The sequence below is a fragment of the Actinomyces sp. oral taxon 175 str. F0384 genome (genome assembly GCF_000223355.1).
GTDB classification, from domain to species: domain Bacteria; phylum Actinomycetota; class Actinomycetes; order Actinomycetales; family Actinomycetaceae; genus Actinomyces; species Actinomyces oris.
Genome location: NZ_AFUR01000001.1, coordinates 1,588,118 through 1,601,350 on the forward strand (window position 1 = coordinate 1,588,118; position 13,233 = coordinate 1,601,350).

The 13,233-nt window shown below is 70.1% G+C and carries 11 protein-coding genes; 1 reads left to right on the plus strand and 10 read right to left on the minus strand.

The window, feature by feature from the left end:
• Nucleotides 1-8: 8 nt before the first annotated feature.
• The 9 genes from mraY to dinB all read right to left on the minus strand — a co-directional run bounded on the left by mraY (nucleotide 9) and on the right by dinB (nucleotide 10,889).
• On the minus strand, nucleotides 9-1,109 hold the full coding sequence (mraY, locus tag HMPREF9058_RS06660) for a phospho-N-acetylmuramoyl-pentapeptide-transferase (protein ID WP_003786289.1): 1,101 nt from the start codon (nucleotides 1,107-1,109) through the stop codon (nucleotides 9-11).
• Entirely contained in the window at nucleotides 1,106-2,557 is a 1,452-nt protein-coding gene (murF, locus tag HMPREF9058_RS06665; protein WP_009406176.1) for a UDP-N-acetylmuramoyl-tripeptide--D-alanyl-D-alanine ligase, read from the minus strand. Before murF ends, mraY begins: the two co-directional genes overlap by 4 nt.
• Nucleotides 2,542-4,128, minus strand: coding sequence for a UDP-N-acetylmuramoyl-L-alanyl-D-glutamate--2,6-diaminopimelate ligase (locus HMPREF9058_RS06670; protein ID WP_009405715.1), 1,587 nt, complete (start codon nucleotides 4,126-4,128; stop codon nucleotides 2,542-2,544). The genes murF and HMPREF9058_RS06670 overlap by 16 nt, the downstream gene beginning before the upstream one ends.
• 107 nt (nucleotides 4,129-4,235) lie before the next feature.
• On the minus strand, nucleotides 4,236-6,035 hold the full coding sequence (locus tag HMPREF9058_RS06675; RefSeq protein WP_009406371.1) for a penicillin-binding protein 2: 1,800 nt from the start codon (nucleotides 6,033-6,035) through the stop codon (nucleotides 4,236-4,238).
• 6 nt (nucleotides 6,036-6,041) lie between these two features.
• The gene (locus HMPREF9058_RS06680) at nucleotides 6,042-6,506 is read right to left on the minus strand and encodes a hypothetical protein (protein WP_009405907.1); all 465 of its coding nucleotides are present in this window, start codon (nucleotides 6,504-6,506) and stop codon (nucleotides 6,042-6,044) included.
• 108 nt (nucleotides 6,507-6,614) lie between these two features.
• The gene (gene rsmH / locus HMPREF9058_RS06685) at nucleotides 6,615-7,742 is read right to left on the minus strand and encodes a 16S rRNA (cytosine(1402)-N(4))-methyltransferase RsmH (RefSeq protein ID WP_009405943.1); all 1,128 of its coding nucleotides are present in this window, start codon (nucleotides 7,740-7,742) and stop codon (nucleotides 6,615-6,617) included.
• Between the two features lie 266 nt (nucleotides 7,743-8,008).
• Nucleotides 8,009-8,440 (minus strand): division/cell wall cluster transcriptional repressor MraZ, encoded by a 432-nt coding sequence (gene mraZ / locus HMPREF9058_RS06690; protein WP_009747347.1) that lies wholly within the window; start codon nucleotides 8,438-8,440, stop codon nucleotides 8,009-8,011.
• A 639-nt stretch (nucleotides 8,441-9,079) separates the two neighbouring features.
• Nucleotides 9,080-9,493, minus strand: a complete 414-nt coding sequence (locus HMPREF9058_RS06695; RefSeq protein ID WP_009405634.1) for a DUF3040 domain-containing protein — start codon at nucleotides 9,491-9,493, stop codon at nucleotides 9,080-9,082.
• Between the two features lie 124 nt (nucleotides 9,494-9,617).
• Nucleotides 9,618-10,889, minus strand: coding sequence for a DNA polymerase IV (gene dinB, locus HMPREF9058_RS06700; RefSeq protein WP_009406339.1), 1,272 nt, complete (start codon nucleotides 10,887-10,889; stop codon nucleotides 9,618-9,620).
• An 87-nt stretch (nucleotides 10,890-10,976) separates the two neighbouring features.
• Here dinB and HMPREF9058_RS06705 point away from each other — a divergent pair, with 87 nt between their 5' ends.
• Nucleotides 10,977-11,813, plus strand: a complete 837-nt coding sequence (locus HMPREF9058_RS06705) for a spermidine synthase (protein WP_139018949.1) — start codon at nucleotides 10,977-10,979, stop codon at nucleotides 11,811-11,813.
• A gap of 60 nt (nucleotides 11,814-11,873) precedes the next feature.
• Here the strand turns inward: HMPREF9058_RS06705 and HMPREF9058_RS06710 are convergent, their stop codons facing one another.
• A complete protein-coding gene (locus tag HMPREF9058_RS06710; protein ID WP_009747573.1) occupies nucleotides 11,874-12,812 on the minus strand; it encodes a PAC2 family protein in 939 nt (312 codons plus the stop codon).
• Nucleotides 12,813-13,233: the final 421 nt, after the last annotated feature.

Genomic DNA, 13,233 nt, shown 5'->3' on the forward strand with positions numbered 1-13,233 from the left:
GTCCCGGCTCACCCGAAGATGAGCTGGCGCAGGTACTCGGCGTAGAAGATTCCGAGTCCCGCGATGACGCACAGGCCGGCGATGATCCAGAAGCGGATCACCACGTTGACCTCGGTCCATCCTCCCAGTTCGAAGTGGTGATGCAGTGGAGCCATGCGGAAGACGCGTCGGCCTGTCGACTTGAATGAGACGATCTGGATGATGTCGCTCATGACCTCGGCCAGGAAGAGTCCGCCCAGGATGACGGCCAGGAACTCGGTGCGGGTCAGGATCGACAGGCCGGCGACGGCCCCGCCCAGGGCCAGCGACCCGGTGTCACCCATGAAGATCTTGGCCGGTGAGGCGTTCCACCACAGGAAGCCGAAGCAGGCCCCCATGAGCGCGGCGGCGATCATGGCCAGGTCACGGGGATCCCTGACCTGGTAGCAGGTGGTGGGGACCATGGTCTCGTGTCCGTAGTTGCAGGACTGGTTGGTCTGCCACACGCCGATGAGCGTGTAGGCACCGAAGACCATGGCTGAGGCGCCGGCGGCCAGTCCGTCGAGCCCGTCGGTGAGGTTGACGGCGTTGGACCAGGCGGTGATGAGGAAGTTGGCCCACAGGATGAACAGGATGAGCCCGACGACGCTGCCGGCGAAGGCCAGGTTGATCGCCGAGTCCCGGGCGAAGGAGATCCGGGCGGAGGCGGGGGTCAGTCCGTTGCGGTCCGCGAAGTGCAGGGCCGCCACCGAGAATCCGATGCCGATGAGCGCCTGCCCCACGATCTTCTGCCATGCCCTCAGTCCCAGGGAGCGCTGCTTGGAGATCTTCTCGAAGTCGTCCAGGAATCCGATGAGCCCGAGCCCGACGACGAGGAAGAGCAGCAGGACCCCGGAGGCGCGCGGTGTGCGCAGCTGGCTGAGATTGGCCAGGGTGTAGCCCAGGACAGTGGAGATGATGATGACGAGGCCGCCCATGGTCGGCGTGCCGCGCTTGGTGAAGTGTCCCTGGGGGCCGTCCTGGCGGATGAACTGTCCGTACTCCTTGGCGTGGAGGTAGCGGATGAGCAGGGGGGTCCCCAGCAGGGTGCCCACCAGTCCGACCACGCCGGAGATGAGGATGGCGGTCATCGGGGACGAACCTCCTTGAGGTGGTCGGCCAGGCGCCAGGCGCCCGAGCCGTTGGAGCCCTTGACGAGGACGGCGTCGCCGTCGGACAGCAGGGCGTCGATCTGGGAGATGGCGGTCGCGGCATCATCGAAACCGACGACCTCGACCCCTCGCGCCCTGGCCGCCTCGAGTGCCTCCTGGGTGGAGCCGATGCCGATGAGCATAGCGGCTCCGGCTCGGGCCGCGAGCTCTCCGGTGCGCGCGTGATCGGCCGCAGAGGACTCCCCCAGCTCAAGCATCTCGGAAATCACGACAACGCGACGTCGGTCCCCGGCCAGAGCCGGCAGCACCGCCAGCGCCGCCGTCATGGAGTCGATGTTGGCGTTGTAGGAGTCGTCGATAAGGAGAAGATCACCACTGAGTTCCGAAATATCCATTCGGTGGGGGCTCTCGATGCTCACCAAGCCGAGTCTGTCGGCGATGAGCTCCGGGGCCAGCCCTGCGGCCAGGGCCAGGCCAGCGGCGGCCAGGGCGTTGGACACGTTGTGCACGCCGGCCACGGCGAGCTGGATGCGGCGGGGCTCGGCGAGACCGGGCAGGTGGAGGTCGAAGGCCGCTCGGGCAGCCGCGTCCAGGTCCACGTTCTCGGCCCTCAGGTCGGCCTGTCGCCCCTGGGCGGAGAAGGTCAGGACGCGTGCCGGTGCGAGCTCGGCCATGGCGGCGGCGCGGGCGTCGTCGGCGTTGAGGATGGCGATTCCCTCGGGCCGCAGGCCGGCGATGATCTCCGCCTTGGCCGCGGCGACTCCCTCGATGGAGCCGAACCCACCCATGTGGGCGTGGCCGATCATGAGGACCCCGGCCGCGTCCAGGGGGGCGATGTCGGTGAGGTAGGCGATGTGGCCAGGTCCGGAGGCCCCCATCTCCAGGACGAGGTAGCGGGTGGACTCGTCGGCCTCCAGCACGGTCAGCGGCAGGCCGATCTCGTTGTTGAAGCTGGCCCGGGGCGCCACCGTGGGGCCGGAGGGGGCCAGGAGCTGGCGGGTGAGGTCCTTGGTGGTGGTCTTGCCCACCGAGCCGGTCATCGCCACCACGGTGAGACGATCGCCTTGCTCGGCTGCCGCCTGGCGCAGTGCCTCCAGGTGGGTGCGGGCCAGCGCGCCGAGGGCCGCCACAGTGTCCTCCACGAGGACGAGCCCCATGGACGGCTCCTCGGCCTGCCCATGAGACAGTCCGCTGCGGGCGGCCTCCAGGTCGGAGACGATGGCGCCGACGGCGCCCAGGGCTCCGGCCGATCCCAGGTGGGCGTGGCCGTCGGTGCGCTCGCCGTGCACGGCGACGAACAGTGAGCCCTCGGCGGCCTGGCGGGAGTCGGTGACGACCGGTCCGGTCACCGGCGCGTCAGGGCCGATGAGCCTTCCGCCGATGGCGGCTGCGATCTGACTCAGGCTGAGCCTCATGCCCGTCCCCATTTCTCCTCGACGGCCTCAGCCATCACGGGCGCGTCGTTGTAGCGAATGAACTCCCCGGCCATCTCCAGGAAGGGTTCGTGGCCCTTCCCGGTGACGATGACGGTGTCGTCGGGTCCGCACAGCTCGACACCCCGGCGCACGGCGTCGCCGCGCCAGGTGGTGATCTCCTCGACGTCCGTCAGGTCGGGGCGCACGCCGCGCACCCCGTCCAGGATGGCGTCGCGGATGAGCTGGGGGTCCTCGCTGCGGGGGTTCTCGTCGGTGACGACCAGAACGTCGGCCAGGCGGGCGCACACCTCGCCCAGCATGGGCCGCTTGCCCTGGTCGCGGTCGCCGTCGGAGCCGAAGACCACGATGAGGCGCCCCGGGGTGATGGGGCGCACGGCCTTGAGGGCCAGTTCCATGGCCTCGGGGGTGTGGGCGAAGTCGACGATGCACAGGCCGCGTCGGCCGTCGCGCTGGCTGATGCGCTGCATACGGCCGGGGATGTTGTGGGCACCGGCCAGGGCGGCGGCGGCCGTGGCGGCGGGCACCCCGGCACGGATGGCCATGACCAGGGCCAGGGCGGCGTTCTGGACGTTGACGAGTCCGGGCAGGGGGCAGGAGGCCTCGATCTTCTCGCCGTCGGGACCGTGGAGGGTGAAGGTGGTGGCGGAGTCGGTCATGGAGACGGCGGCGTCGCTGACCCACCAGTCGGCGGGGGCGTCACCGGGGTAGGCACGTACGCGGTCGATCTCGATGGGGGCCTCGGCGGCCAGGGCGGCACCCCACTGGTCGTCGACGCAGACCACGCCGCGGCGGGCGTGCTCGGGGGTGAACAGCTGCGCCTTGGCCTCCAGGTAGCCCTCCATGGTCTTGTGGAAGTCGAGGTGGTCGCGCTGGAGGTTGGTGAAGCCGGCGACATCGACGACGATGCCGTCGAGCCGGTGCAGGACGATGGCGTGGCTGGAGGCCTCCAGGGAGGCGGCGCCGACCTTGTCCTCCACGGCCAGGGCCATCATCCGCTGCAGGACGGGGGCCTCGACGGTGGTGCGCGGGGACTCCACGGAGCGCTCCCCCACGCGCAGCTCGACGGTTCCGGCCACCATGCAGCCACCGACGTGGGCGGACAGGATGGCGTCGAGGAAGTATGCGGTGGTGGTCTTGCCGTTGGTTCCGGTGACGGCGGTGGTGATGAGACCGCGTGCCGGGTGATGGTAGGCCTCGGCGCTCAGAGGACCGACGATGGCCCGGGGATCGCCGTGCACAAGGACCGGGGTACCGGGAGCGGCCTGGTGGACGATCTGGGCGCCGTCGGAGTCGGTCAGGACGGCGACGGCACCGGAGGCGACGGCATCGGCGGCGAAGCGGGCGCCGTGGACGGTGAAACCGGGCAGTCCCACGAAGAGCTCGCCCGGGGCGGTGTCGGCGGAGTCGACGCTGACCCCCAGGATGCTCAGGTCGTTGAGGGCGGCGGCGTCCTCAGCTGAGGCGGGAGCCAGGGAGAAGCGCTCGCTCAGAGTACTGATGGGGATGGGACCATTGGAGCTCGGCCGTAGGGCGGCGGCCGACTCGTAGGCGTGGTTGCTCATAGTTCCTCAATCTATCGCGACCTTCCACTGTCGATGTTCCACAAGAGCATCTCAGGCTCACTTCGCCGAGGTGCTGGTGGTCACGCTCATCTAGCACATACACCACCTCACTGGTTCGCGTCCCGCTCTCCCCCGGCTCCGTTACGAGCGGCTTGGGCCGCCACGACGCTCGGGTCGGGGGCGATGTTGAGCGCCTGCATGGCTGCCAGCGCCACCTCCCGGAAGACGGGGGCGGCAACGGTGCCTCCGTAGGTCTCATCGGGCCGGTTGACGATGACCGCGATGGCCAGCGCCGGGTTGCGGGCCGGCAGGAAGCCGACGAAGGAGGCCACGGTGGAGTCGTCGGTGAGGATCTCGGAGGTTCCGGTCTTACCGGCCACCAGGTAGCCGTTGATGGAGGCGGACTCCGCGGTGCCACCCTCCTGGGTAACGCCGATGAGCATCTCGGTGAGGGTCTTGGCAGTCGCCTCGGAGACGACCCGCACCTCCTCGGGGCGGGCCTGCGGGGTCTCCTTGCCGTCGGCGTCGATCCAGGCGTCGATGACGCGTGGGGCCACGCGCACGCCCTTGTTGGCCACGGTGGCCAGCACCTGGAGGGACTGGAGGGCGGTGCCGGCCACCCCGTGCCCGAACATCGTGGTGTAACGGGTGCGATCGTCCCAGGAGCTGGGCGGGTAGAGGATGCCGTCGGACTCCGCCGGCATCTCGATGCCCGTGGCCTGCCCCCAGCCGAAGCGCTTCATGTAGTCGTAGCGGACGTCGTCGGAGACCTTCTGACCGATCTGGATAGTGCCTGTGTTGGAGGACTTGGCTAGGATTCCGGCGGTGGTCAGGGTCTGGGTCTCGTGCTCGTGGGAGTCCTTGAAGGTCTGCCCGTTGGCCGAGGTCCAGGTGTAGGGGACGGTCCAGGTGTCCTCGGGCTTGACGGCGCCCTCCTCCAGAGCGGTGGCGAAGGTGACGACCTTGCCGACGCTTCCGGGCTCGAAGACGGCCTGCACGCTGCGGGCGGTGCGGTTCTCCTCGGAGGTGGCCGAGGGGTCGGAGGGGTCAACCGAGTTGGAGTCGGCCAGGACCACGACCTTGCCTGTGGCAGGCTCCATGGCCATGACGATGCCCCAGTCCGCGTGCTGGGCGGCCACCGTCTTGTCGATGGTCTCCTGGGCGATGGACTGCAGGTCGGGATTGAGGGTGGTGCGCACCGTGGCACCGGGCCTGGCCGGTTCGTCCTCCTGCTCACCGGTGGGGATGATGACGCCGCTGCGCCCGACCTCCTCACTGCCCTTGCCGTCGGTTCCCGTCAGGAGCTTGTTCTGGGTGAGCTCCAGCCCGGCCGCCCCGATGAGCTCGCGGTTGTGCTCGCCCTCGTGGGTGAAGCCCAGGACGTTGCCGGCCACGGTCCCGGCCGGGTAGGTGCGTCGGGTGCGCTGGTCGGGCTCGACCCCGGGGATGTCCAGGGCCTTGATCTTGCGCCAGGTGTCAGGAGAGACCTCCTGAGCGATGACCTCGTAGCTCCGATTTCCCACGAGCTTGGCTCCCAGCTCCAGGGGATCGACGTCGAGGATCGGGGCGAGCTGGGCCGCGACCGCCGTCGCCCCGTAGTCGACGACGACCTTCTCGTTGGCGCCGGTGGACTCGTTGAGTCGCATCTCGGTGCGCTCGTACTGGGCGATGGCGGGCTGGTTGACGCCGACGTCGTAGCTGACCGCCGAGGAGGCCAGGACGGTGCCGTCGCGCCCGGTGATGTCGCCTCGGGGGGCTCGGTTGACCCAGGTGACCGTGCGCTCGGCCTTCGCCTTCTCAGCCAGCTCCGGCCCCTCGATCGCCTGAACGTAGACGGTGCGCCCGGTCAGTGCGGTGAACACGAGCAGCCCTCCGAGCTGGAGCGCCTGACGACGCGAGGGATTCACCGGCGCCTACTTCCCGCTCTTGGCGCCGTGGGCGGGGGTGCCCTCGGTGAGCTGCCCCTTGTTGACGTCGACGACGCCGGGGGCGGCGGCGGGCACCATCCCGAGCTCCTTGGCGCGGCCGGCCAGCGCATCGGGCGCCGAGGCCTCCTGAACCTGGGTGCGCAGCGTCTCGACGTGGTCCTCGGCGACGTTGAGCTCGATCTGCTTCTCCTTCATCCGGTAGGCGGTGTCGGCCATCTTGGCGTTGAGGAGCATCGAGGTGATGAGAGCGCCGGCCAGCACGAGGATGATGACGGTCAGGAAGGGAAGGGAGGACGAGGCCGCCCGGGAGGCGCCACTGACGACCCGCAGCTGGGGCCGGTTGACGGCGCCCGCCTCGGCGCGTCCCTGGGTGCTGGTGGAACCACTTGCCTGGGCGGTGCGCCGCGTCGCGATCGGGCGGGTGACTCGAGCAGTAGCAGTGGCGCTCATCAATGTGCCTTCCCTGTGGCGTAGTTGGACTGGTGTGGATGGACGATGGTGCAGTGGAATCGTTGGCCGCCTGGAGCGGTCCGCCGGCGTCTGGAGCGGCTGGGCCGCCTAGCTGCGGTGGCGACGGCGGGCGGTGCGTTGACCGCTGCGGTGCCCGGGGTCCCGTCCTCGGCCGCCGGCGGGCGCAGAGGCCTCTGGCGAAGGGGCCTGGTCGGCCGGACGCAGGCGGGCGGCTGCCCGTAGTCGCACCGGTGCTGAGCGGGGGTTGTGGTCGAGCTCGCGGGCGTCGGCCTTCTCCGCGCCGTTGGTGAGCAGCTCCAGGTAGGGGCGGTCCCCCTCGGGGACGACCGGCAGGTCCTGGGGCGCCCGGGAGGTGGCTCCGTGGGCCAGCGCCCGCTTGACGATGCGGTCCTCCAGGGACTGGTAGGACTCCACCACCAGGCGCCCTCCCACGCGCAGGCTGTTGAGAGCCCGGGGCACGGCTCGCTCCAGGACGTCGAGCTCGGCGTTGACGGCGATGCGCAGCGCCTGGAAGGTCCGTTTGGCCGGGTGCCCGCCGCTGCGGCGCGCCGGCGCGGGCACGGACTGACGGACGAGCTCGGCCAGGTCCTGGGTACTGGCCACCGGCTCCCCGGACTCGCGGCGGCGCACGATGGCGGCAGCGATACGGGAGGCGAAGCGCTCCTCGCCGTAGGTGCGCAGGATGCGGGTGAGCTCGGCGGCGTCGGCATGCTCCAGCAGGTCCTGGGCGGTCATTCCTGAACCCTGGTCCATGCGCATGTCGAGAGGCGCCGGGCGGGCGTAGGAGAAGCCCCGCGAGGCCTCATCGAGCTGAAGGGAGGAGACCCCCAGATCCATGAGAACGGCGTCCACCGCTCCCTCCGCACGAACGGAGTGCTCACGAGCCACCCGGCTGACGGCGTCGTAGGTCGCCTGAACCGCGACGAAGCGGTCCCCGAAGCGGGCCAGGCGCGCCGAGGCCAGTGCGATCGCCTCGGGGTCGCGGTCGATGCCCACGACCTTGAGGGTCGCGAAGCGCTCGAGCGCCGCCTCAGTGTGGCCCCCCATGCCCAGGGTGCAGTCGATCATGACCGGCTGGGCCGGGCCGGGCGCCGCCGCACTGCCGGCAGCGCCCTCGATGGCGGGCGCGAGCAGGTCCAGGCAGCGCTCCAGGAGCACCGGCTCGTGCCGGCCGACGGCGTCGGCAGCGGATGCCTGCGCCTGAGAGCTGGTCATGAGGCGTGCTCCTTTCTGGTGCTGGCCCGGCCCCGGTCCGGGTACCCGGCTGGTTGTCAGTTGCTGATGAGCCCTCGACATCCGTCCCTCCCCGACGCACCGTGCGGGGCGGCCATCTCGCCAGGACTCCTCCCGTGGTTCCGGCGCCGGGGAAGAGGCGTCGGACTCGACATCGGGCGGAGACCTCACGAGATGGTTCGCCAGAGCCCAGATGGCATCTGCGTGCGGTCCGTCGGGTTCGTTCAGTTGTCGAAGAGGTCGAGGCGTCAGAAGAAACCGGGGATGATCTCCTCGGCCGTGTCGGCGAAGACCTGTTCCTGGGCGGCCAGGTAGGTGCTCCAGGACTCGGAGTCCCAGATCTCCACCCGGGCACCGGCTCCGATCACCGCCAGGTCCTTCTTCAGGCCCGCGTAGGCCCTCAGTGGGGCCGGCAGAGTGATCCGCCCCTGCTTGTCCGGGATCTGCGAGTCCGCCCCCGAGAGCATGACGCGCACGTAGTCACGCGCCTGCTTCTGAGCGAGGGGGGCCTCACGCAGCTGGGAGTACATGCGCTCGAACTCGGCGGCGGTGAAGGCGTACAGGCAGTGCTCCTGACCTCGAGTCAGAACCACGCCGCCCGCAAGCTCCTCACGGAACTTCGCCGGGAGGATGAGACGGCCCTTCTCGTCCAGCTTGGGTGCATGCGTTCCCAAGAACATGAGCCACCTCCTTCCCCTCGACGACCCCGTGCACCCCACCCTACTCCACTTCCCTCCCTTTTCTCCCACCCCTTCTCCTCGAGATCGTCACAGCTGCGTATCACCGACGACGGCACCACCACCCCAGACCCCTGACTTTTCATTGGAATCACAGCAGTTCAACACCCGTTCACGCGGAGTGGAGGGAGGTGGAGGACAGGTGGGGGGAGGCATTCACCACCACCCTCCTCGGCGTGGTGGATATCCAGGAAAAAAGCAGATTCCACTCGGCCTGCACGCAGGGTTCTGGTGGAGCTCGGAGCTCCGAGCAGAGGTAGGAGCGGAGCCGCACCGCTCTCGAGGCAGCTCTTCCGAGTCCGAGGAATTCCTTGAGATTCTCATGATTCTGTCCCGACCTGACGAGGTCCGCAGAGGACTGATCGGGGTCTGCAGATACTCAGGTCCTGTCTGCAACGGCTGAGCGTTGGAGACAGGACCTGCGGAGCCGTGCCGGCGGGAGGGATATGGAGGTGGAGGGAAGTGGGGGCGGTGGAGGGATGTGGGGATCGGCGTACGCCAGCACCGCTGCAGGGGCGCGGGCGCGGGCGTGGTGGAGCGGCTGCAGAGGAGTGGGGACTCGGGGAGGTGGATGCGGGCCGGTCAGTCCTCTGAGTCGCGCCGGCGATCCCAGCGCTCTGACTGGCGGTCCATGAAGGAGGAGCGCTTCTTCCCGCCGTTCCCGCTCTTGGCGGGCCCGCCTCGACCTCCCGCGGGGCGACGCGGGCTCGACGTGTTCTCGACCCGGGTCAGCGCCATTGCGACACCTCCGACGGCCACGAGGAAGCCGGCGACCCCCAGCAGGATGGACAGGAGGCTGTGGGGCACCGAGACCCCTGCGATGAGGAGCGCCAGACCGACCAGGACCAGGGCCACGCCGCCGCCGATATGGCGGGGCGAAGGCCGTGAGAGCCGACGCTCCTCACGCTGGAACGTCTGAGCCAGCTCGGGGTCATCCTCATGGAGCTGCGATTCCAGGTCTCGCAGGACCTGCTGCTCTCGCTCTGACAGTGCCATCATGCTCCTTGCTTCCGGGCGGGGCCGGGGATCTGCGCCGTAGTTGCCAGGATAGGCGCTGCGGGGGCTCAGGAGAAACTCACCGAGGAGGTTGGCCGGGACGCAGGCGGCTCCTGCACCCGGGTCACCGACGACGACCTCGCCCTCCTCGCCCTTCCTGCCCGGGCGGCGCCTTGGTGGGGCCGTCTCCTGACAGGAGGCTGGCCGGGGCCACTGCGTGAGTTCCCCACCTGCGGCGCACGGCGTCGGCGGCCCGCTCGGAGGCGCCGCGCCGCGGGTCCTCGTCCAGGAGGAGCTGCACACCGTCGTCGGGGCGCAGCAGTCCCTCGACCCGCACCCCCAGGAGGCGGAAGCCACCGGGCGGGGTGGGCAGGGCGGAGTAGAGCGAGGAGACGGTCTCCCAGATGTCCTGGGCGAGGTCGGTGGGGGTGGCCAGGGTGCGTGAGCGGGTGACGGTGGTGAAGTCGGCCCCTCGGGCCTTGAGGACGGCGACCCGGCAGCGCCGGTCCGCCGCGCGCAGACGGGCGGCGCACTGGTGGGTCTGGTCCAGCAGGACCCGCCGGGCGTGCTCCCGGTCGGTGAGGGTCTCGAAGAAGGTGGTCTCGGTGCCCACCGACTTCTCCTCACGCACCGGCTCGACCCGGCGGGGGTCGACGCCGTGGGACAGCTCGTGCAGGTGGCGCCCGGCGGCCCGGCCGAGGATCCTCTCCAGGTGACGCACGTCAGTGCCCGCCAGGGTGCGCACGTCCTGGATCCCCCACCTGGCCAGGACCTCCTGCGTCCGGGTGCCGACGCCCCACAGGGCCCCCACCGGCAGCACGTTGAGGAAGTCCTGCGTGGCGACGGCCGGCACCAGGAGCAGTCCGTCGGGCTTGGCGTGGGAGGAGGCGAGCTTGGCGATGAACTTGGTGGAGGCGATGCCCACCGAGGCCGGAACGCCCACTCGCCGGCGTATCTCGGCGCGGATCCAGCAGCCGATGGTCACCGGGGAGCCCATGCGGCGCCTGGCCCCGCTCACATCCAGGAAGGCCTCGTCGATGCTTACCTTCTCCAGAACAGGGGTGACCTCCGCCAGGATGACCATGACCTGGGCGGAGACCCGGGAGTAAAGGCCGTGGCGCACGGGCAGGACCACGGCCTGGGGGCAGCGGCGGGAGGCCTCAGCCATGGACATCGCCGAGGAGACGCCGAAGGCCCGGGCCTCGTAGGAGGCGGCCGAGACGACGCCCCGGCCGTCGCGACCGCCGACGATAACGGGACGGCCGGCCAACTCGGGGTGCTCGAGGAGCTCGACCGAGGCGAAGAAGGCGTCCATGTCGACGTGGATGATGGGGGTGGCGGAGTCATCGTCCCCCCAGGACCGGCGCGCGGCCTGGGAACGGGGTGCCCTGCTCATCTCCACCTCCTCAACGAGTGCGACGGACTCATCGGCTGGCGGCCCCCGAGGAGTCCGCCCGCGCTCCTCTCAGGCTACCGTGGGGCTGTGACACGTAGACGCAGGAGCTCCGGGGCCCCGGCGCTGACCGATCTGCCCCCAGGCCCGGTGCGCACTTCCCTGGCCACGGCCGAGCTCGTGGCGCGAGACACCGGGATCCTTCTCATGCTCGACGGCGCGGAGTCCTCCTTCCTGGACCTGCGCGACCCCTCCCACCTTGACTTCGAGTACCACCAGCAGATGGACGCGGTGCTCTCGGCCCTGCGCGGCGAGGGCAGCCCCGTCAGGGCGCTCCACCTGGGCGGGGCGGGCTGTGCCCTGGCCAGGGCGTGGGACGTGACCCGCCCCGGCTCCCAGCAGGTCGCCGTCGAGATCGATGAGATCCTCGCGAGCCAGGTGCGCACCTGGTTCGACCTGCCCCGGTCCCCCAGGCTGCGGATCCGGGTCGGCGACGCCGCCGAGGTGGTGGCGGGGCTGCGGCCGGGCCAGTGGGACGTCGTGGTGCGCGACGTGTTCAACGGTGGGAGCGTGCCGGCCTCCTGCAGGAACCGGGAGTTCTTCGACTCCTGCCTGAGGGCGCTGGCTCCAGGAGGACTGCTGCTGGTCAACACCGCCTCCATGCCGCGTGCCCTGGCCGGCGCTGAGATCACCACGCTCGCCGGCGCCCTGGACGGGGACACCTCCCGCGCGTTCATCGTCGCCGATCCCGCCGCGGCGCGTGGCCGGCGCCGGGGCAACCTGGTGCTGGTGGCCCACCAGGACCCCTTCACGGAAGGCCAGCTCGAGGAGGCAGAGCGCGCAGTGCGCCGCCTGCCACTGCCGGTGCGCACCTGGGCGCTCGATGACGCCGCGCTACCGCGCCCTGAGGGTGTCCGGGTCCGCTAGACCCGCACAAGGCAATTGACCGGCCGCCGGCCCGGGGGCGCCAGCAGCGCTCGGTACCGGTCAGCTCCCGCGGCCGGGGTTCCAGCCCTGGGACCCCAGGTCCCCGGAGTCGTTGGCCTCCAGGAAGGCCTCCAGGCGCGCGCCGATCTCCTCGGCGCTGGGCAGGTTGAGGATCGGCGCGGAGGTGTCGACCTCGTCAATGGCGATCCTGGGGGCCATGGCGTCGTACTGGGCCTCCAGGGCGGAGACGACGGCACTGACCTCCGGTTGCTGAGCGGCCTCGGCGTTGATCTCGGCACGGTTGATGCTGGCGGCGGCCTCGAGGTCCCCGACCGGCAGCGCCAGGCCGGTGGCCTGCACGACGGCGGTCAGCAGTGCCGAGGCCCCCTGCGGGAACTCGTCGCGGGCCACGTAGTGCGGGATCGCGGCCGAGACTCCCCGGGAGTCCAGGCCCAGCTCGCCCAGACGCAGCTCGAGGTAGGCCGACATCGACCCGGGCAGCTCGACGTGCCCGAAGAGCTCGGGCTGGTTGGGCAGCAGGTCGGGCTGGCTGCCGTGGTGGTGGACGTAGGTCGGGCGCGTGTGGGGCACGGCCATGGGGATGCCGCTCATGCCGACGGCCTGGCTCACGCCCATGGAGACGGCCAGGTGGGCCACGGCTCCGACGAACTCGTCCCAGCGGTAGTCCGGCTCGCTGCCGTGGAGCAGGAGGACGTCCTCGCCGTCGTCGTCATGGAGGAGATCCAGGACCAGCTCGGGCATGGTGACTGAGGAGTAGTTGTTATGAACGAAGGTCATCGTGGGACGCCGGGCGCGGTAGTCCACGAGGGCGTCGATGTCGAAGGTGGCGACACGCTCGCTGGGGAGCGTCATGAGCAGCTGGTCGACGGCCAGCGCGCCGGCGTTGCCGGCGTCCATGGCGCCCTCGAAGTAGTGGATGAGGACCCTCGGGGAGATCGGCTGATCCGCGGGGTGCTGGATGGTGAACAGTGGTCTCACGAGCCCGTCTCCTCCTGTCTGGTCTGGTTCATCCTCCCGTGGCATGGGTCCGTTGGTGCGCTCGCCGCTCGAGGTGACGGGCGGCGAGACCGACGGCGCCGGGGAGGGCGTGTCCGTGTCGTGCGATGGTCATGGTCTGGGCATGGCCTGGGTTCGGCACCCGGAGCGATTCCGTGTGAGTCGCTTCATGGTCGAGCGACGTCGAGCGTCCTCGGCTCAGTGAGACGATTCGGCGTTTTATCAGGATTCGTCCGGGTGAGTGCCCGGGAACGGCGGTTAGCGTCCTGGGCACTCCTGCCAACACCTTCTGGATTGTCGATGTTCCCGCCCGCGCCGGGTTGGGGCGCCTTGTTCGCCCTCGGCGTCCCCGTCGGGGCGTCAGCAGGAGAATAATGGGTCGACCGTACTGAAGCCATCACCG

Bases quoted from the DNA above. Each gene is read 5' to 3' on its own strand.
- rsmH (WP_009405943.1), bottom strand. From the start codon at position 7,742: ATGACCAGCTCTCAGGCGCAGGCATCCGCTGCCGACGCCGTCGGCCGG.
- HMPREF9058_RS06695 (WP_009405634.1), bottom strand. From the start codon at position 9,493: ATGGCACTGTCAGAGCGAGAGCAGCAGGTCCTGCGAGACCTGGAATCG.
- murF (WP_009406176.1), bottom strand. From the start codon at position 2,557: ATGGGGACGGGCATGAGGCTCAGCCTGAGTCAGATCGCAGCCGCCATC.
- dinB (WP_009406339.1), bottom strand. From the start codon at position 10,889: ATGAGCAGGGCACCCCGTTCCCAGGCCGCGCGCCGGTCCTGGGGGGAC.
- mraZ (WP_009747347.1), bottom strand. From the start codon at position 8,440: ATGTTCTTGGGAACGCATGCACCCAAGCTGGACGAGAAGGGCCGTCTC.
- mraY (WP_003786289.1), bottom strand. From the start codon at position 1,109: ATGACCGCCATCCTCATCTCCGGCGTGGTCGGACTGGTGGGCACCCTG.
- HMPREF9058_RS06680 (WP_009405907.1), bottom strand. From the start codon at position 6,506: ATGAGCGCCACTGCTACTGCTCGAGTCACCCGCCCGATCGCGACGCGG.
- HMPREF9058_RS06670 (WP_009405715.1), bottom strand. From the start codon at position 4,128: ATGAGCAACCACGCCTACGAGTCGGCCGCCGCCCTACGGCCGAGCTCC.